Genomic DNA, 20,229 nt, shown 5'->3' with positions numbered 1-20,229 from the left:
TGTAAAAATAGAAAAACCTCCCGACAACAGGAGGTTTTTCATATAAGTCATTTAAACTTCTTTTATTCAAAAGTCATCCCGTTGTTGCTCTTGTCTATATCAGCCATAAGATCAGAAGGGTCGATCACTATCGCTTTGATGTCGCTTTTAGGTCTGTTTATATTAAATTCATAAGTAGGATATGCCCATGCCCAGTCCGGAAGCACGGTCCTTTCCAGGTTCGGATAAGGATTGTCCTTTATACCGTGCATCATGCGCAGCGGAGCGTAAAAGGTCTCATAAGAGTCGTCTTTGTAAACAACCAGGACATCTAAAGGCATCGGCATCAAACCGATGCGCTCCAGAGTTACCTTGGTGCCTTCTCCTTCTTCAGCCACTTCTTTAATACTATAATCGATCGTATTGGTAGTCATGGTCCAATCTATCAGGTACCAATCGAGCTGAAAGCCGGATACTTTTTCGGCCACCCTTTTAAAATCATTGGGAGTTGGATGTTTAAACTTGAAATCTTCGTAATATTTGTGCAGGGTTTGCATCAGCTTATCCTGCCCTATAATATAACCGAGTTGAGCCAGGAACACCTCTCCTTTACTGTAAGCGCTAAAAGAGTATGCCATATTTTCCGCATAGCGGTCGCCATGCGTGGTTTGCGGTTGTTCTTTACCGGATATGGCCAGCATAAAATAGCTGCGATATGCGTTTTCAAACGGATTGGGTTTGTTCCTTTCCATGATCTCGTTCTCAGCCAGATCGGAAATAAAAGAAGTAAAGCCCTCATCCATCCAAGGGTGTTTGGACTCGTTGGTAGCCAGCAAGTGCTGGAACCAGGCATGTGCCATTTCGTGGGCGGTTACGCCTACAAGACTCCCGAAGCTTCGCTCCCCGGTAATAAGGGTGCACATGGCATATTCCATACCGCCGTCTCCACCCTGTATTACGGAATACTGCTTCCACGGGTAAGGCCCTATGTTTTTGTTATAGAAATCGAGTAATGCCGCGGTTTTGGGTTGAAGCTTTTTCCAGTTTTCCACAATTTCCGGGTTGTCCTTATACAAAAAGTGCAGGGTTACACCGCCCTGAGTTTCCAGGGTATCATGAATATATTCCGGGTCTGCCGCCCAGGCAAAATCATGCACTTTTTCCGCATTAAAATGCCAGGTCAGTTTTTTGCCTTTAGCACGTTTTACCTTGGCTCCCTCTTTTTCATAACCATGCCCTATTTCATCCCCGTTTTGCAGGTTTCCGGTTCCTCCGAGGACATAATCTTTATCGATGGATATCTGCACGTCGAAATTCCCCCAAACTCCGTGAAATTCCCGTCCGATATACGGATCGGCATGCCATCCTTCAAAATCGTACTCCGCCATTTTCGGATACCATTGTGTCATGGACAAAGCTACTCCTTCGGAACTGTTACGGCCCGATCTTCGTATTTGCAGCGGCACCTGGCCTTCAAAGTCCATCACTAGTTTGGTAGATGCCCCAGGTTTTAAGGGGCTGGCGAGTTTCACTTCCAGAATGGTTCCTTCTTCATTAAAAGTCACCGGCTGACCGTTCTGGGTAAGTGATCGTACTTTAAGATATCCTGTCTCATCCGGGTTTAATACTCCGATGCGGCTCTCGTATTCGGGTTCTTCCTTAGAGCCTTTGTTTATAACCATCCGTTTATCCGGGTCGGCTATGGTCTTCAAGCGAACATCCATTTCACTCCCCGGCTGAAAGGCGTTGAAATACAGGTGATAAAATACTTCATCGAGAACATCCGGGGAATTATTGGTATAGACCAGTTCCTGTTTTCCCGTATAACGGAAGTTCTTCACATCCATATCCACATTCATCTTGTAATCCACATGTTGCTGCCAGTAACCGGTAGTTTCCTGGGCATTTGCGGCAACACCGGCAAGAAGGACGGAGCATGCAATAATAATTTTTTTCATACGACTCATTTTTACATCTATACTGTGCATGGCAGGCAAGGCGTTTTTCAGGTAAAAGCAGGCGGTTTCGGGGGCATTTATACTTTCCTACAGAACCAGTTTTTTCCTGGATACTTTGTCGGCCATGATAATGGCGTTATAAGCATTTACCATTCTCCCCGACCCGGATACTTCAGAGAAAGGCTGTTTTTTCTCCGGATCGCCTTCAAGGATAACATTCGCTTTTGCCGCAAGTCCGGAATGCATTATTATTTTTTTAACCTGAGATGCTGTCAGGTCCGGGTAATAAGAACGTATTAACGCAGCAACACCGGCCACTTCGGGAGACGCCATAGACGTTCCCTGTTGAAATTCGTACTTGCTTCCCGGTACTGAAGACCATATTTTGGTTCCCGGCGCAAAGACATCTACGTTGTTTTTCCCGTAGTTGGAAAATTCCGCTACCATTTCCGGTCCGTATGAATAATCCAATGCACCTACGGTTAAGAAGTTATCTGCAATTTCCTCTCCGTTATCTACGGCATCATTGGGATATACATTCGTTTTGTCCAGGTCTTTGGATTCATTTCCCGCAGCGTTGACAATGAGCACGTCTTTTTCCGCAGCGTATTTAATGGCATCCCTTACCCATTCCGGGTGCGGGGAATAATACTTACCGAAGCTTGTATTGATAATCCTCGCCCCGTTGTCCACCGCATAACGGATACCCAGTGCAATATCCTTATCATATTCGTCTCCGCCCGGCACTGCTCTTACCGCCATGATCTTCACATTGTTAGCTACGCCATTCATTCCTAACCCGTTATTCCTTACGGCGGCAATAATACCCGAAACATGAGTGCCGTGTTTGGCCTCTTCTTTATCAGGTCCTATTACGTTATTATTTCCGTAATCCGTATCGTTAATGTCATCGGGGTTATCACCTACGGGACCTCTTCCGTCAAAATCCAGGTTCAGGTTATAATTCAACTGGTCGCTGAAATATTCGATACCTTCTTCAAGCTCTTTTTTCAGTTCTTTTACGGAACTCAGTGAAGTGTCTACAGACATGATATTCGTCAGAAATCCTTTTGCCTGTACCAGTTTCAGATTGGACGAAGGAAGTTTTTCAATATCTTCCCTGGTATAATCTTCTTTCTGGAGTTCTTCCCTGACCGTTTCATCGGCATTATTTACCATCTGCAATATCTGCTCGTACTGGTTTTTATTTGTTTTTGCCTCTCCGATCTCTTTGTCATATTCCGCTTTGGCTCTTTTATATTCTTCGGAACCGTCGTCTCCTTTCTTGATTATCCTCACATACTCCAGGTTCTCGTGAATGGCATCTCCCAGGAAGTTCCAGCCGTGAACATCATCTACGTACCCGTTACCATCATCATCTATACCATTCCCCGGAATTTCCTTTTCGTTGGTCCAGATTATATCTTTCAGGTCTTCGTGTTCTATATCCACACCGGAATCCACCACTCCGACAATTACTTTCACCCCTTTTCTTCCTTTCAGAAGCTCTTCATACGCCTTGTTTACACTCATCCCCGGAATAGTATCGGCTATGAGATCTGCATGAGGCCAGGTCTTAAACTCATTTTCATTAAGATCGGCTACTTTAAGAGGTACCGAATCTATATTTTCTATCGGCGTAGAAACAATGGCCGCAGTTCCGCAACCTGCGAGCAAAAAAACTGCCGAAACCGGCAAAAGAAATGATCTTGTAAGGTTCATAATAAATTGATGTTTTATCCGACCGGGTGTTTTCCGGTCATTTCGTTTAGTTAAACACCTCGTCAAAGGTGTGGATTTCGCGGAGACGAACTCCTTTTTCGGTATGTTTGAGGGTGCATATTTCGTTATGGGCATCGTGCTCCAGGAACAAGTAAAACTCATCCGAAGCTGCTTGGTTCAGAAAATCTGCTTTTTCTTTCAGGGTAAGTAAAGGACGGGTATCATAGCCCATTACAAAAGGCAGGGGAATATGCCCCACAGTAGGCAGCAAATCTGCCATAAATACCAGGGTTTTTCCTTTGTATTGAAGAACGGGGATCATCTGTTTATCCGTATGCCCGTCCACATAAAGGATATCAAAACCCAATCCCGGGTCTTTGAGATAACGGGAATCTTTTTCGGGTACGGGGATAAAAGACAATTGCCCGCTTTCTTCAAGAGGTAGTATATTTTCTTTGAGGAAAGAAGCCTTTTCACGGGCATTGGGCTTGGTGGCCCATTTCCAATGCGCCTCATTGCTCCAGAACCTGGCGTTTTTAAAAGCAGGCTCATATCCGGTACGATCCTTATTCCACTGAATACTGCCCCCGCAATGATCGAAATGCAGGTGGGTCATGAACACATCGGTAATGTCATCGCGGTGAAAACCGTGTTTTGCCAGAGATTTGTCTATAGTATCATCACCCCACAGGTAATAATAACCGAAGAATTTATCAGATTGTTTATTCCCCATACCTGTATCGATGAGCATAAGCCTGTCTCCGTTTTCTATGAGAAGTGATCTTGCGGCAATATCTATCATATTATTTTCGTCCGCAGGATTGGTCCTGTTCCACAAAGACTTTGGCACTACGCCAAACATGGCCCCGCCGTCCAGCTTAAAATTTCCTGTTTCTATGGGATATAATTGCATGCTATTTGGTTCAAGGTTTCAGGTTGCAAGTTGCAGGTTTGGTTCATGGCATTCAAAATTCTCCCGGTCCCCGGGCAGAGCCGAGGGGCCAAATAGTCCGCAAAATAACAAAACCACAGAAGAAAATATCAAAAAGTTGTCTTTTATTGGGTCTTTTTTAACATTTCTTTATTTTATCAGATATTTAAAATGTATATGCATGGCTATTCTAAAATATTGCGCTATTTTTAATGCTGAAGCAGGCCCGGGGAGGATACAGGCAGTTAGCCTGTTCCCTCCATATCGGTTAATCCGAGTTCTCCGGAAAGAACCTTCAAATCATTTGTAACCATGAAAAAACTAGTCCCGTTCCGAAAAATGCAACTTCTGCGATTTGGCCGCGATTTTGAGCGGGATGAAGATATGATCCTCAGGGACTACCTGTCTGTGGAGCGTACCCGGCTCTCCAACGAAAGGACACTCTTGTCGTATATACGGACATCTCTGTATCTTATCCTTGGCGGGATCACTTTTATACAACTGGACGACTTCTATAACCTCAGGTACCTCGGAATATTATCACTCGCACTTAGCATTGTATTTCTCATTATCGGAATATACAGATTTCTGTTGCTCAAAAAAAGTCTGAAACGATTTCATCACAAACCCCGGGATCCGGAAGAGTAATTTCTTCTGCAAATCCGGGACATCACAATAACAGCGTATATCACTATGGAGTTAGAACTGTTGAATTTATTTTTAGTTTTGGTTGTTGCATGGACGGGAGGTTCCCTGGCTACACGCCTTGGCTATCCGTCTATTCTGGGAGAGTTGATTGCCGGTATCGTTTTTGGCCCCGCATTGCTTGGCGTTCTCGCTCCATCGGAAGCTACGGCGGTACTTGCCGAAATGGGGGTGCTCCTGATGATGCTTTACATAGGTATGGAAATTGATTTCCGCGAACTTGGCAAAGCTTCCCGGGCAGGGTTGCTGGCTGCCTTAGGCGGGTTTCTCGTGCCCTTTGTCCTGGGGTATTATGCTGTTCTGGCATTTGATGGCACCAAAATGGGCGCCCTTTTTGTGGCGATTGCCGTGGGCGTAACCTCCCTGGCTACAAAATCGCGTATACTGGTAGACCTGAAACTACTCAATACCCGTATTGCCCATGTGCTTATGGCCGGAGCGCTCATATCCGATACGCTGGCGCTTATTATTTTTGCAGGCATTATAAGTTTTGCCGATGCCGGAAGTATTGAGTTTATGGAAATACTCATCGTGACAGGCAAGGCCCTTATCTTCTTTGTAGTTACCGGGCTACTGGGGATTTATGCTCTTCCTTACCTGGGAAAACAACTGGAAAAAGCGGGTTTTACAAACCGTACCCTGTATTTTACTATAATGCTGATAGTAGCCATTGGATTTGCAGAGCTTGCGGAACTCGCAGGGCTGCACTCCATTCTCGGTGCATTCATAGCCGGATTGTTTTTAAGAGACAGCATCTTCGACCGAAGGCTTTCTAAAGACCTGAATAAGGTGTTTTATGACATTTCCATAGGTTTTCTCGCCCCTGTCTTTTTTGTTACAGCGGGTTACCACGTAACTTTTGACGTTTTTCAGAACAACCTGGCTTTACTGCTGGTCATCCTTGCAGTTGCCGTATTGGGAAAAGTTTTCGGAACAGCACTTTTTTACCTACCCAGTGGTAACGGATGGAGAGAAGGTATCACGGTAGGTACCGGAATGAACGGAAGGGGGGCAGTAGAAATAGTCATTGCCGGTATTGCGTTGAAAATGGGGTTTATAGATAATGAGATCTTTTCTATTCTGGTTTTCATGGCCATCTTTACTACGGCAACCGTTCCGGTCCTCCTTACCTGGACCACCAAATGGCTTCGAAACAGGGGTGAATTGGTGCTCTCCTCGTCTGAAAAGGAGGGTATTCTTATTCTGGGTGCAGGACCGCTATCCTTATATATTGCTAAAAAAATGGCCGGGAACTTCCCGGTCTCCCTCATTGACTCCAATATAGACCACTGCATACGGGCCAATAATCTGGGCTTAAAATGTATTCAGGGAAACGCGCTAAAGGAAGAAACCATTATAGAGGCCGAAGGACACGAAGCAGGGACTTTTGTAAGCCTGACCAATAACAGTGAAATCAATGTGCTCGCCGCACAACTCGCCAGTGAGGTCATAGGCATTCCCAATATATACGTTTCTATCACTCCTTCTCCGGAAGGTGCCAATATAGAGTTATTGGACCCTATAGGAGCATCGACTATTTTTGCAAAGAAAACCGATCCTTATAAATGGGATTACAAGCTGGAAAACAAGGATTTCGAAGAAATCACCGTAGAAATAGCCGAAAATATTTCGTCACGAAATCTCTTAAAGCGATTATCTGAAGAAGAAGGCGATATCCTTCCTGTTTTTTACGAAGACACCAAAGGCAAATTACATATATACCATTACGGAGCAGAATTAGAACCCGGATACAAGGTACATTACATCAAATAACCTAAAAATATATTACAAAAGAAAAGAAGTGTAAATCTCCCTCTATGGTGTAACTTAACTATTTCTCATGGATACTTTCTTTGAACATTTAATGCATGAATTTGAGCTACCCCTGGCAAATCCCGTACTGGTTTTTGCCCTCATCCTCATTATTATTCTGGTATCTCCCATACTCCTGAAAAGACTTAACATTCCTGGAATAATTGTTTTGATTCTGTCCGGTGTCCTCATCGGACCTTACGGACTAAACCTATTGGCCAAAAATTCTGCAATTGACCTGTTCTCTACTATAGGGCTTTTGTACATCATGTTTATAGCCGGCCTGGAACTGGATATGAATGAGTTTAAAGCGAACAGGAATAAAAGTATTTTGTTCGGCTTTCTAACATTTATTATCCCATTGGGCGCCGCATATCCCATATGCTACTATCTCCTGGGCTACAATTTTAACTCCAGCTTTTTAACAGCCAGCATGCTCGCCACACATACACTGGTTACCTATCCCATTGTAAGTAAATTAGGGATTTCTAAGAACAAGGCTGTAGCTATTACTGTTGGAGGAACTGTTCTTGCCGATACCGCCGCCTTGCTTATCCTGGCTATTATACTGGCCGAAAGCCAGGGCACATTAAACCAGGCCTTCTGGATACGGATGGGCGTATCACTTACCATATTTTCCCTCATTATGTTTTTAGTTATTCCCAGAATAGCCAAATGGTTTTTTCGGAAAATGGAAAATGAAAAACACTCGCATTACATCTTCGTCCTGTCGGTAGTTTTCCTTGCTGCTTTCCTGGCAGAACTGGCAGGAGTAGAATCTATAATAGGAGCGTTCGTCGCAGGACTCGCCCTAAACCGGCTCATTCCTCACTCCTCGGCTTTAATGAACCGTATTGAATTTATCGGAAACTCCCTGTTCATCCCCTTTTTTCTTATAAGCGTAGGAATGCTGGTAGATATAAGCGTTATTTTAAAAGGCCCGGAAGCTCTTGCTATTGCCGGTATACTGACGGTCGTTGCATTGTTCGGGAAATGGCTGACCGCCTGGGTTGCCAAATTCATTTTCAAATACTCCAAAATGGAACGGCAACTTACTTTTGGACTTACCAGCGCCCGCGCTGCTGCCACTCTTGCTATCGTATTGGTTGGGTACAGATCCGATATTCTGGATGAAAATATTCTTAACGGAACGGTTATCCTTATACTAATTACCTGTATAATTGCGTCTTTTGTGACACAAAAGGCTGCGAAACAAATCGTAATCGCATCCGATGAAGAACCAAGTATCACTTCCAATGGTTATGCGCTATATGACGAACACATTCTTTTGCCGATTGCCAACACGTTGAACATGGAAAAAGCACTGGAGTTTGCCATTTTAATCAAGGATAAAAAATCCAGCTATCCATTGTCTATACTTTCCGTAGTTCCCAATAATCTGGAAGCGAAAAAAAACGTCACCAAAGCCAGGAACAAACTTGAAAGTTACACAAAAGATGCGGCAGCATCCGAAACCAAAACAGAGGTCATAGCTACGCTCGACTATAACGCATCCAGTGGTATCGCGAGAACAGCGACGGAAATTATGGCCAATATCATTTTACTGGGATGGCCTCAAAGAAAAGGGTTTATAGATAAGCTTATAGGGGAAAAAATGGAACACATCCTGACCTATACGGATAAAATGCTGTTTATATGCGACCTAAAAAATCCTTTGGTAAACCACAAGAGAATACTGGTGACGATACCTCCGTTGGCAGAGTTGGAAAAAGGTTTTGAATTGTGGGTAGACAAAATCATAAAACTCGGGCAGGAATTGAGTATTCCTATCGTATACCATTGCAATAAGAATACGGAGGATACAATAAACAAATACAAAAAACTCAACTACCCGAACTCCAACAGCAAATTCAGCAATTTTGTAAACGGGGAAGATTTCTTTGGCTTTTCCAAGCTACTGGCTTCTCAGGATTTATTTTTCCTGATCTCTGCCCGAAAAGGAGCCGTATCTTATCAGAATGTCATGGACAACCTCCCCACCAAACTGGAAAAATATTTTGACCAGAACAGTAAGATCATTGTATATCCTTAATTGAAAAGCGTATGTCTCTTGACCTTATTATTACCATTGTCATCATAGCCATAGGGATCTTCCTTTTTGTAAAAGATTATTTTACTATAGACACCACCTCTATTTTAATCATGGCTTTATTTATTGTAGCGGGGGTCCTTAGTCCTGAAGAAGGTTTTTCCGGGTTTAACCATCCCGCGACACTCACTTTGGGATGTATGTTTGTGGTCAGTGCAGGTGTTTTCCATTCCGGTTTGCTGGACGGTATTAGCACAAAACTTGTGCGGATTGCCCGGATCAATTATTTCTTTGCCCTCCTTATCTTTTGCCTTACCGCCGCCGTATTTTCGGCATTTGTAAACGATTCGGCCGTGGTGGCCCTGTTACTTCCCGTGGCCCTTAAAGTGTGTCGGGACAGTGAAATAAGTCCTTCCAGGCTGCTTATTCCTATCGCATTCGCCGCGCTTTTCGGGGGTACCTGCACACTCATCGGCACTTCTACTAACATCCTGGTAAGCAGCTATGCGGAAAAATACGGGCTCGAAGGTTTCGGTATGTTCGAATTCAGCCTTGCAGCCCTTTGTATCGCCGCAGTGGGATTTGCTTACCTTCTGTTCATCGGGCCTCTTTTACTTCCGAAAAGAGACAACACCACTCCCGGCCTTAGTGAAGAAGCCGAAAAATATGTAACGGAGATCGCTGTGGAAAAGGGCTGTCCCGACCTGGACAAATCCGTTTTCAGGTCCAAGCTGGTACGGGAATTTAACACACAAATACTAAGTATCCGCAGGGATGAAAGAAATTTGTTTGACATCGGGCAGGAAACCATAATCCGGGAAGGTGACATTTTAAAGGTCATGCTGCTTTCCGACGCCTTAAACAGCCTTCGCAACGTAAAAGGATACAAAATTAAAGGAGACCTTTCGGGATATGGTTTTAAAAACCCTAAAAACGAAAAAAACCTATACGAAACCATCATACCTTTTGGCTCTGCCCTGGCCGGAAGTTCCCTGCGTGCAATCAATTTCCGCCGAAAGTACAAATCTTCGGTACTTGCCCTGCGGCACAGAGGAGAATTACTTCTCGAAAATCTACCGGATATCAAACTCCTTGAGGGGGATATGCTGCTCATACTCGGTTCCAAAGAAGAACTGGATGCCTTGTCTGTCCAGGGACTTACCATTACTCTCTCTGAACACAAAAGCAAGAAAATAAACTTCCGAAAGGTCATCCCGGCCCTGATCATTGCCCTGGGAGTAGTACTGGCCGCAGCACTCGACCTCACTTCAATACTCATAAGCAGTATGATAGGTTCTCTTCTATTGATAACCACGGGAGCACTGAAACCCCAGGAAGCCTATAAAGCGGTAGAATGGAAAGTAATTTTTATGATGGCCGGAGTACTCTCTATGGGTACCGCGCTGGAAAAAACGGGAGGTGCGGAGAAAATAGCCCTGTTTGTACAGCAAGGTCTGGGACATTATGACCCGCGTATTACACTAAGCCTTTTGTACCTTATTACGTTTCTATCCACTAATGTACTCTCCAGCAAGGCGACCGCCGCCCTTATGACTCCCATAGTCATAAGCCTTGCTTCCGCCATGAATGTAAGCGAAAGACCTTTTCTCATTACCGTGATGTTCGCGTGTTCCCTGACGTTTATGACCCCGGTAAGCTACCCGACCAACACTATGGTCTATGCCCCGGGAAACTATAAGTTTAATGACTTTCTGAAAATAGGAACGCCGCTCAACATCATTACCTGGCTTACCGCTTCATTTATAATTCCGCAATTCTTCCCGTTTTAATGGCACATTATCGATAGAGATTTGTTTTATATTATAAAAAATATATTTTTGTGTCGGACAAATAACTGAATACCAACCACAAATCTTTACTTTGGTTCTTTAACTTACCGTTATTACCTTTTCAAGAAGTAATTTACTACCCCTCCGCTTCGCAAATCCTTGCTCTTTTTTCCAAAAAAGAGAGCCGGGGTTATATTATGATGTTTTCACAACACCGAATAACCCAACAAAATGAAAAAGGCCTCAACACCTGCTTCTTTTGTATATGATTAGGAATTAAATATTACAGCACCGTGATTATGATTGGTAAATACAAAAAAGAACTGGAACAACTTCCGGACGAGATGAAGCACGAAATAAACAAGTGCATGGAGATCTATCAAGAACTGGAAAAGTATGATGAGGGGAAAACGGATATAAAAACCCTGCAAAACAGACTAAAGAATATACTGGAGAAATACGAGATATAGATCCTTCTTGTAACAGATACAGTAAAACAACTCCATAAAAAAGGCCCGAAAATCACTTTTCAGGCCTTTATCTGTATACAATACAACAATTATATTACCTGCTTAAGACAGATGGTGCCCCGGGAGATGACAGGATTTACTCTTCCTCTTCGGGCTTCATCTCAAAGTCTTCCATAAACTTGGTCGTGTAATTCCCCGCTATATAATCCGGGTGGTCCATCAACTGCCTGTGGAAAGGTATTGTGGTCTTTATTCCTTCGATCACAAATTCATCCAGCGCACGCTTCATTTTATTTATAGCTTCATCCCTGGTTTGAGCCGTGGTAATGAGTTTGGCGATCATGGAGTCATAGTTCGGCGGGATCACATAACCACTGTACACATGTGTGTCCAGCCGCACCCCATGTCCTCCGGGGGCATGCAATGTAGTGATCCTTCCCGGGGAGGGGCGGAAATCGTTATAAGGGTCTTCCGCATTGATACGGCATTCGATAGAATGCAGTTTGGGGATATAATTTTTACCTGAGATCGGCACTCCGGCGGCAACGAGTATCTGCTCCCGGATCAGGTCATAATCTATAACCTGCTCGGTAATCGGGTGTTCCACCTGGATACGGGTATTCATCTCCATGAAATAGAAATTCCGGTGTTTATCCACGAGAAATTCCACGGTGCCGGCACCTTCGTATTTTATATATTCTGCCGCCTTTACCGCAGCTTTCCCCATTTTATCACGGAGTTCATCCGTCATAAAAGGAGAAGGGGTCTCTTCGGTAAGCTTCTGGTGACGCCGTTGTACGGAGCAGTCCCTTTCGGAAAGGTGACATGCTTTGCCATATGCGTCTCCCACGATCTGGATTTCGATATGCCTGGGCTCTTCGATAAGCTTTTCCATGTACATACCGTCATTTCCGAATGCTGCAGCGGCTTCCTGCTGGGCACTTTCCAGTGCCTTTTTCAGATTCTCTTCTTTCCACACCGCGCGCATTCCTTTACCTCCACCACCTGCAGTAGCCTTCAGCATTACGGGGTATCCCATCTCCTTAGCCAGTTTTTCCGCATGTTTGTATGACTCCAGAAGCCCTTCAGAACCGGGGACCGTAGGCACACCCGCCTCTTTCATAGTAGCTTTGGCCGTGGCCTTGTCTCCCATTTTTTCGATCATGTCAGAAGATGCTCCGATAAATTTTATATCGTGCTCTGCACATATTTTGGAAAACTTGGCATTTTCGGAAAGGAATCCGTACCCGGGGTGAATAGCATCCGCATTAGTAATCTCTGCAGCTGCAATGATGTTGGACATCTTCAGGTAGGACAAGTTACTCGGGGGAGGGCCTATACAAACTGCCTCGTCTGCAAAACGGACATGCAGGCTATCGGCATCGGCAGTGGAATACACCGCTACCGTTTTTATTCCCATTTCCTTACATGTACGAATAACACGAAGTGCTATCTCTCCTCTGTTTGCTATCAGTATTTTTTTAAACATCTGTTGAAATTTAAAATTTCTTATGATGGGTCAACGAGGAAAAGGGGTTGATCAAATTCTACCGGCGAAGAATCCTCTACTAACATTTTTACGATCTTACCGGAAACCTCCGATTCTATTTCATTGAACAGTTTCATGGCTTCGATGACACACAGGACATCTCCTTGTTTAATCGTGCTTCCGACTTCAACAAACGATGGTTTGTCCGGAGACGGTTTTCTGTAGAAAGTTCCGATGATCGGAGATTTTATGGTAATGTATTTGTCGTTTTCCGCCGGAACTGATTCAGCCGGCTTGACAGGAGCGGTTTGTTCCTGTGCCTGTTGTTGCGCCGGTTGCTGAGGAACAGTAGGGGCTACCGGAACATGCTGTATGTAAGTGGTTTCTGACGAGCTTCCTTCCGTACCAGTCTTGATGGTAATCTTAACGTCATCCATCTCCAGCTTTACTTCACTGGCACCCGACTTGGCAACAAACTTGATCAGATTTTGAATTTCCTTTAGATCCATGATTATTCGTTTTGTTAGTATTTTAAGTCTTTTATCTACTTCCCGTTAACGGGACGAACACTTAGCGTTACCGGGGGTCATACGCCCATTTGAGGTAAATGGAACCCCAGGTAAAACCACCTCCAAAGGCAGCAAATATAAGGTTATCTCCTTTTTTCAGTCGATTTTCATAATCATTTAACAGTAAGGGAAGTGTTGCTGATGTCGTATTTCCATACTTTTCAATGTTAATCATTACCTTTTCCTCTTCCAGTCCAATGCGCCCGGCAGTAGCGTCGATAATCCTTTTATTGGCCTGGTGAGGCACCAGCCAGTGTAAATCTTCTTTGGAAAGATCATTTTTTACCATGATCTTTTCTGCAACATCAGCCATATTGGAAACCGCAAATTTAAATACGGTCCTTCCGTCCTGGTGAACATAATGTTGTTTGTTCTTTACGGTTTCTTCCGTTGCCGGGGAAAGTGATCCTCCGGCCTCCATATTCAGGAAAGCTCTTCCACTTCCGTCCGACCTTAGGTATTCGTCCTGCAGTCCAAGCCCTTCTTCATTGGGTTCAAAAAGAACAGCCCCGCCACCATCACCAAAGATAATACAGGTAGTACGGTCTGTATAATCTATAATAGAGGACATTTTATCTGCCCCGATAAGCAATACTTTCTTATACCTTCCGGATTCGATATAGCTGGCTGCCGTAGACATTCCGTAAAGAAAACTGGAACAAGCGGCCTGCAAATCATAAGAAAAGGCGTTGACCGCCCCGATTTCTGTTGCCACATACGCCCCTGTGGATGCCACCAACAGGTCGGGCGTAGCTGTAGCCATTATTAAAAGATCTATTTCCTCCGGGTTGATTTTTGCTTTTTTAATAAGGTCTTCCGCAGCTTTAATGGCAAGATATGAAGTTCCCTTGTCCTTGTCTTTGAGAATACGCCTTTCCTTTATACCCGTACGTGTGGTTATCCACTCGTCGTTGGTATCTACCATGGTTTCCAACATCTGGTTAGATAACACAAAATCCGGAACGTATGCTCCTACAGCTGTAATTGCTGCTGTTTTTCTACTCATAGTCTAATTTCGTTTATACCAAAACTGCGAAACCGAAGAAAATTAATACAAAACATACACCCACCTAGGCTCTTTTTATCCATTCCGGACCAGATCCACCATTCAGTTTTGGTATTCTTCTATCTTAATTTCCACTATCAAACCAAATTAAAACCACACCGTTTCCCGTAAAATCAAACATGCATATCCCTGTGCTTCATGGGATTTCCACCATGTGAAATTATTAATTTTCTTTGAATACCGGTGCAAAATAGTTGGTTTTTACTATTTAGAAAAATATTTCTTCATAAAAAAAACCCCCACAGCGTGAGAGTTTTACTTTTTAGGACCGTCATTACTATGCTACTTCTTCGGCAGAATTGTCGATCAACACTTTACCTCTGTAATACAACTTACCTTCATGCCAGTGCGCCCTGTGATAAAGATGAGCCTCACCTGTAGTAGAATCTACGGCAATTTGAGGAGCAGTCGCCTTATAGTGCGTTCTTCTTTTATCTCTTCTCGTACTAGACTGTCTTCTTTTAGGATGTGCCATTTTCGTCTATTTTAAAATTTCGCTTTCTTATTTATCAGTTAACAGCTTCTTCAGCGTATCCCACCTCGGATCTGTTTCTTCGTCTTTTTCTTTTTCTGTACCCGGTTGTAATTCTGTAAGTTTCCGCACAATTTCCGAGTCAAGGCTTCCGTCTTTTATACCCGGATGCACTTTTTTTGCCGGCACGGAAAGTACGGTCATCTCATAAATATACTGTGCTACATTAACATGGTGTTCCCCATGTGGTAAAATGAGTATTTCCTCATTCTCATCGTTGTATTCCTCCCCGAACTTAACAATAAGGTTAAGTGCCCCTTTTATCTTCTGATCAAAAGGCTCGTTGGAAAGATCACAATTTACATTTACCGTACCTTTTACGGCAAAATCCAGCTCCAGCATATTGCTTCTCTTGTGCAAGACCACATCTACTTTCAACGAAGCATCGTTAAAATCAGTGTAGTCAAACCCTTCAAAGAACAAATTATCGATACGATAACCAAACCGGTGTTCTCCTTGCTTCAACCCCACAAACGGGATATCGAACTCCTTGAACTTCTTCATCTTAAACCTCCGTTATCTTCGCATCTCATTCCTGACCTCCCGGATTCGGAACGGGTGTGCAAAGATATAAATTTTTATTAATGACCAACTTACTATCTTTATTTTTTCCATTCCTTTTTTACCACAACTCCGTGCGGAAACAAAAAGACAACGAAAAAACGATATTTTTCAACACAGTTTTTACCGGATTGCGACATCCGGCATACTCAAAAATACGGAAACAAAACGGAAAACAACCCCAAAATGTCCGCATTAACAATTTTAACTTTCCACGGTAAAGGTTACGAACCATACTTCATAGTCCGTAAGATCACATCCGTAAAGCAAAATCGCTACCTATTGCTCATCGAAGCCTTTTTCAACGGGTTGGAAGTCAATTCTCCATACTCCTCCCGGTTCCTGTAGATCTGGATTGCCGTGAATACAGCTTCTTTAAATGACTGGTAATCCGCCACTCCTTTACCTGCAATTTCGTAGGCCGTTCCATGATCGGGAGACGTCCTCACCTTGTTGAGTCCGGCTGTGTAGTTTACACCTCTTCCGAAGGATAGTGTTTTAAAGGGAATAAGTCCCTGATCGTGATAGGCCGCCAATACGGCATCGAATTTCTTATAACTGTCCGAGCCGAAGAAACTGTCAGCCGAGTATGGGCCAAAAGCCATAATACCTTTCTCAAAAAGTTCATGTACCGTAGGCTTGAGCACTGTGTCGTCTTCTGTCCCTATAACTCCATTATCCCCGCTGTGGGGATTAATGCCCAATACGGCAATTTTAGGTTTACGTATGCGGAAATCGCGTACAAGCGAATCGTGTATTTTTCCCGCTTTTTTCAGAATAAGGTTTTTAGTAATATTTTCACTGACATCTTTTACGGCAATATGATCGGTCATAAGCCCTACTTTCAGCTCTTCGGTTACCATAAACATCAGGGCTTCTCCATTCAATTCTTTGGCCAGGTAATCGGTATGTCCGGGAAAATGAAATTCCTCGGACTGAATGTTATGCTTGTTTATCGGGGCCGTTACCAGGACATCCACTTCATCCTTCTTTAATGCTTCCACGGCCACCTTAAGGGATAAAAAAGCATATTTACCCGCTTCCTCCGTTTCTTTTCCGAATTCTATTTGGGGGGCATTTTTCGAAATATTCACAATATTCACCTTGCCTTCTACCGCCTGGGAAGCTTCCTGTACACCATTGTAATTGACTTCCAGTCCGAAATGTTTTTTCTGAAAAGCGATGACTTTATTGGATGCAAATATTACTGGAGTGCAAAACTCCAGCATACGGCTGTCTTCAAAAGCTCTCAGGATAATCTCCCCGCCTATACCGTTAATATCTCCGATGGAAATCCCGACTCGTATATTATTCTTTGTTTTCATGTGCAATATTTATGTAAATTTTATAAAAGTAATGATTCGGGGTCGTTTTTATATTCCTTACTTTTACATAGCAAAATTAACCAATAAATACGAAAGAATGTTCACAGGGATCATCGAAGAACTCGGAACGGTAACAAATCTTGTTCCGGAGAAGGACAATTTGCACATTTCTGTTAAAAGCAGTATCACTTCCGAGTTAAAAATAGATCAAAGTGTTTCGCATAATGGCGTATGTCTCACCGTGGTTTCCCTGGACGGAGACGAATATACCGTAACCGCTATTAAGGAGACCCTGGAACGGTCTTCACTGGGCAACCTGAAAAAAGGAGATACCGTAAACCTGGAACGTGCCATGAAACTGGGGGACAGGCTGGACGGACATATCGTTCAGGGCCATGTGGACCAGACTGCGGTGTGTTCGGATATAAAAAACGCGAACGGAAGTTGGTTGTTTACATTTACCTACGACGCGTCTTCGAGTAACATTACCATAGAAAAGGGCTCCATAACCATTGACGGCACCAGCCTTACGGTCGTTGATTCCGGAACCGACTTTTTTAGTGTGGCTATTATTCCTTATACTTATGAACACACAAATTTCAGGAATTACAGAACAGGCACTGTGGTTAACCTGGAATTTGATGTGGTAGGAAAATATGTAGCCCGGTTACTGGAACTTCATAAATAGGAGAAAAATTTCCGCATCCTTAATCAACTACCTCAGGGCAAGCCCGCGAGGCATTCAAATGAACGAACCTTAGCTCATTTCGATGCAGAGCATCGAGGAATAAGACCCATTTAATGGGATTTAATCCGGGGAATTTCTGGTGATATATTCCGCAAAACCGGATCGGTATTGTTCGGAAACCGTAATGCGTTTCGTCCCTTATTCATATAAAGGCAGGTTTATTTTACCGATGCCTATATTCATACACAAGGAAAAGATTGGTTTCCGGGAATAAAATACGCAGTTAATAAAAAAAGGAATTACATACTTATTTCCCGGGGAATTCTGCTTTTCTCTTTTCCAGGAATGCGGTAGTCCCTTCTTTAAAATCTTCCGTACCGAAACAGTTCCCGAAAGCTTGTATTTCAGCCCGGTATCCATCCACCCCGTCTTTATATCCTGCATTTATTGCCTGTATTACGGCAGCGATAGCTACACCGGAATTTTTACTGATCTTGAGCGCTATATTTTCGCAATATTCCAGTAATTCCTCTTGTGCGATCACATGATTGACCAAGCCGTAGCTTTTTGCTTCTTCCGCATTGATCATCCCGGCAGTCATTATCATCTCCATAGCCTTGCCCTTGCCGACAAGCTGCGGTAGTCTTTGTGTTCCTCCATAACCCGGAATTACCCCGAGTGATACCTCCGGCAACCCCATTTTGGCATTGTGTGATGCCACACGGAAATGGCATGCCATAGCAAGTTCCAATCCGCCACCGAGGGCAAATCCGTTTACTGCGGCAATAACAGGGGTCGAGAGATTTTCTACAAAATCAAACAACAGTTCCTGTCCTTTTGCTGCCAGGGCACTCCCTTCTTTTACAGAAAAACCGGCAAATTCAGATATATCGGCACCTGCCACAAAAGCTTTATCCCCGCTTCCGGTAATGATGATGACCTTTATATCCGGATCTTCATCATTTTCCTGAAACGCATCGTGCAGTTCTTCTATGGTCTCCCTGTTCAATGCGTTGAGTTTTGCCGGACGATCTATGGTAATAAAGGCAATGCCGTTATCTTCTTCTACATAAATATTTTTGTATTCTTCCATTACGCTATTTTTTTGGTTCTTCTTCCGGTTGTTGTTTGGGAAAAACAATGGTAAAAACTGTCCCTTTGCCGGGTTGCGATGTAAAGTTAATACTTCCCTTATAGTTTTCCACAATATTCTTTACCATTCCGAGTCCGAGGCCCATGCCACTGGTTTTGGTCGTAAATTTGGGTTCAAATATCTTATCCCGGTTTTCTTCGGCAATACCGATACCATTATCGGCTACCGTTATTTTCACTTTATCCCCCTCGGAAAATACCGAGACTACTACTTTTGGCGCTCTTTCTTCGGGTATGGACTGTATGGCGTTTTTCACCAGGTTGGTAATCACCCTTATAAGTTGTGTGCGATCCAGCTTGGCGACAACTTCTTCTTCATGGGTTATAAATACGATATAATCCTCGGTAAAAATATCAAGGGCCAATCTTACGATTTCCACCACATTCAATGTTTCGTTTTGCTGGGCGGGCATACTGGCAAAATTGGAAAAAGCCGAAGCTATACTGCTCATCGTATCTATCTGCTGTATCAGTGTTCTGGAAAATTCGTTGAGTTTTCTTTCCATATCCGGATCGGAAGCATCAAATTTCCTCTGGAAATTCTGCACACTCAGCCGCATAGGGGTAAGCGGATTTTTGATCTCATGAGCCACCTGCCTCGCCATTTCCCTCCACGCCTGTTCTCTCTCACTCCTGGCAAGTTTTATCGCACTGCCTTCCAGGGCATCCACCATACTGTTATAAGCGTTTACCAGGTTGTATATCTCTTCGCTGGCATGATCCAATACGATCCTTTTATTGGCCACCCCAGAACTGAACCTGGTCTCCTGTAGCTTATCACTTATCGTTTTCAGTGACCTGGTAATGTACTTGGATATAAAATAGGCCAGAAATATGGCTATGATAAGAATAAATACATAAACCCCGCCCAGGCGGAACAAAAAGGAACGAAGCTCCCTGTTGTTGAACGAATCGTCCTCGAAATACGGTATATTGAGTATGCCAATGGGTTTAAACCGCATATCGGTGATATACGAATAAGAAGACCTGTACCGGTCACCGGCTGCCATATGCTTTTCCACATATCTTTTGAACGGACTCATGGCTATATGATCCCGTATGGAATCGTTCAGTTTAAGCATGGTGGAATCCTCTTCGGAATAAGGTTTGGAACTGACAACAAGATCTCCTTCCAGGTCATAAATATTAAAAGACACATTCTGCACGTCGGAAATCTTGTAGATCTCATTCCTGAAAATATACTTCAGGTTTTCTGTAGTTGCGGGCCAGGTGGTGGTTTCGAGCGTGTAGTTTATGCTGGCTATAACCTGGTCTTCTTTGCGCTCCATGCGCTCCCGGTGATATTCTTCGGATTGTTGTTTATACTGTAATATCGTAACCCCGGCAATAAGCACAAAGGCCACAAGTACCAACAGGATCATGGTAACGAAAATACGCAGCCTTAATGACATTCTTTTATCCAATGGTAC

General features: G+C 43.6%; 17 protein-coding genes. 6 read left to right on the top strand and 11 right to left on the bottom strand.

Features of this window, described 5'->3' with window-relative positions; genetic code table 11:
* Positions 1-62: 62 nt before the first annotated feature.
* The 3 genes from ACVBDY_RS19080 to ACVBDY_RS19070 form a co-directional block, all read right to left on the bottom strand.
* Positions 63-1,937, bottom strand: coding sequence for a M1 family metallopeptidase (locus tag ACVBDY_RS19080; RefSeq protein WP_447177060.1), 1,875 nt, complete (start codon positions 1,935-1,937; stop codon positions 63-65).
* 87 nt (positions 1,938-2,024) lie between these two features.
* Positions 2,025-3,659: a S8 family peptidase gene (locus ACVBDY_RS19075; RefSeq protein WP_447177059.1), complete on the bottom strand. Its 1,635-nt coding sequence runs from the start codon at positions 3,657-3,659 to the stop codon at positions 2,025-2,027.
* Between the two features lie 46 nt (positions 3,660-3,705).
* The gene (locus tag ACVBDY_RS19070; protein WP_447177058.1) at positions 3,706-4,572 is read right to left on the bottom strand and encodes an MBL fold metallo-hydrolase; all 867 of its coding nucleotides are present in this window, start codon (positions 4,570-4,572) and stop codon (positions 3,706-3,708) included.
* A gap of 330 nt (positions 4,573-4,902) precedes the next feature.
* Here ACVBDY_RS19070 and ACVBDY_RS19065 point away from each other — a divergent pair, with 330 nt between their 5' ends.
* The 5 genes from ACVBDY_RS19065 to ACVBDY_RS19045 all read left to right on the top strand — a co-directional run bounded on the left by ACVBDY_RS19065 (position 4,903) and on the right by ACVBDY_RS19045 (position 11,417).
* Complete coding sequence (locus ACVBDY_RS19065) at positions 4,903-5,238, top strand: DUF202 domain-containing protein (protein ID WP_447177057.1); 336 nt, start codon at positions 4,903-4,905, stop codon at positions 5,236-5,238.
* A gap of 45 nt (positions 5,239-5,283) precedes the next feature.
* On the top strand, positions 5,284-7,068 hold the full coding sequence (locus ACVBDY_RS19060) for a cation:proton antiporter domain-containing protein (RefSeq protein WP_447177056.1): 1,785 nt from the start codon (positions 5,284-5,286) through the stop codon (positions 7,066-7,068).
* 67 nt (positions 7,069-7,135) lie between these two features.
* Positions 7,136-9,160: a cation:proton antiporter gene (locus ACVBDY_RS19055; protein ID WP_447177055.1), complete on the top strand. Its 2,025-nt coding sequence runs from the start codon at positions 7,136-7,138 to the stop codon at positions 9,158-9,160.
* 11 nt (positions 9,161-9,171) lie between these two features.
* On the top strand, positions 9,172-10,947 hold the full coding sequence (locus tag ACVBDY_RS19050) for an SLC13 family permease (protein ID WP_447177054.1): 1,776 nt from the start codon (positions 9,172-9,174) through the stop codon (positions 10,945-10,947).
* 299 nt (positions 10,948-11,246) lie between these two features.
* Entirely contained in the window at positions 11,247-11,417 is a 171-nt protein-coding gene (locus ACVBDY_RS19045) for a hypothetical protein (protein ID WP_447177053.1), read from the top strand.
* Positions 11,418-11,553: 136 nt separating this feature from the next.
* On the opposite strand, the gene accC is transcribed toward ACVBDY_RS19045, so the two are convergent.
* The 6 genes from accC to pdxA all read right to left on the bottom strand — a co-directional run bounded on the left by accC (position 11,554) and on the right by pdxA (position 16,959).
* A complete protein-coding gene (gene accC, locus ACVBDY_RS19040; RefSeq protein WP_447177052.1) occupies positions 11,554-12,906 on the bottom strand; it encodes an acetyl-CoA carboxylase biotin carboxylase subunit in 1,353 nt (450 codons plus the stop codon).
* A 20-nt stretch (positions 12,907-12,926) separates the two neighbouring features.
* Positions 12,927-13,415, bottom strand: coding sequence for an acetyl-CoA carboxylase biotin carboxyl carrier protein (gene accB / locus ACVBDY_RS19035; RefSeq protein ID WP_447177051.1), 489 nt, complete (start codon positions 13,413-13,415; stop codon positions 12,927-12,929).
* 67 nt (positions 13,416-13,482) lie between these two features.
* Positions 13,483-14,481: a beta-ketoacyl-ACP synthase III gene (locus ACVBDY_RS19030; RefSeq protein ID WP_447177050.1), complete on the bottom strand. Its 999-nt coding sequence runs from the start codon at positions 14,479-14,481 to the stop codon at positions 13,483-13,485.
* 337 nt (positions 14,482-14,818) lie between these two features.
* Positions 14,819-15,016: a 50S ribosomal protein L32 gene (gene rpmF, locus ACVBDY_RS19025; protein ID WP_123214281.1), complete on the bottom strand. Its 198-nt coding sequence runs from the start codon at positions 15,014-15,016 to the stop codon at positions 14,819-14,821.
* Between the two features lie 27 nt (positions 15,017-15,043).
* Entirely contained in the window at positions 15,044-15,577 is a 534-nt protein-coding gene (locus tag ACVBDY_RS19020; RefSeq protein ID WP_447177049.1) for a YceD family protein, read from the bottom strand.
* A gap of 332 nt (positions 15,578-15,909) precedes the next feature.
* The gene (gene pdxA, locus ACVBDY_RS19015; RefSeq protein WP_447177048.1) at positions 15,910-16,959 is read right to left on the bottom strand and encodes a 4-hydroxythreonine-4-phosphate dehydrogenase PdxA; all 1,050 of its coding nucleotides are present in this window, start codon (positions 16,957-16,959) and stop codon (positions 15,910-15,912) included.
* Positions 16,960-17,056: 97 nt separating this feature from the next.
* Here pdxA and ACVBDY_RS19010 point away from each other — a divergent pair, with 97 nt between their 5' ends.
* Positions 17,057-17,647 (top strand): riboflavin synthase, encoded by a 591-nt coding sequence (locus tag ACVBDY_RS19010; RefSeq protein WP_447177047.1) that lies wholly within the window; start codon positions 17,057-17,059, stop codon positions 17,645-17,647.
* Between the two features lie 307 nt (positions 17,648-17,954).
* Here the strand turns inward: ACVBDY_RS19010 and ACVBDY_RS19005 are convergent, their stop codons facing one another.
* Together ACVBDY_RS19005 and ACVBDY_RS19000 are read right to left on the bottom strand one after the other, a co-directional pair.
* The gene (locus tag ACVBDY_RS19005) at positions 17,955-18,740 is read right to left on the bottom strand and encodes an enoyl-CoA hydratase/isomerase family protein (protein ID WP_447177046.1); all 786 of its coding nucleotides are present in this window, start codon (positions 18,738-18,740) and stop codon (positions 17,955-17,957) included.
* A 4-nt stretch (positions 18,741-18,744) separates the two neighbouring features.
* Positions 18,745-20,181, bottom strand: a complete 1,437-nt coding sequence (locus tag ACVBDY_RS19000) for a sensor histidine kinase (protein WP_447177246.1) — start codon at positions 20,179-20,181, stop codon at positions 18,745-18,747.
* Positions 20,182-20,229 lie beyond the last annotated feature (48 nt).

The organism is Sinomicrobium halophytocola, from assembly GCF_052983395.1.
The sequence above is the reverse complement of the archived record's forward strand: the minus strand, read 5'-3'. Positions and strand labels throughout refer to the sequence as shown.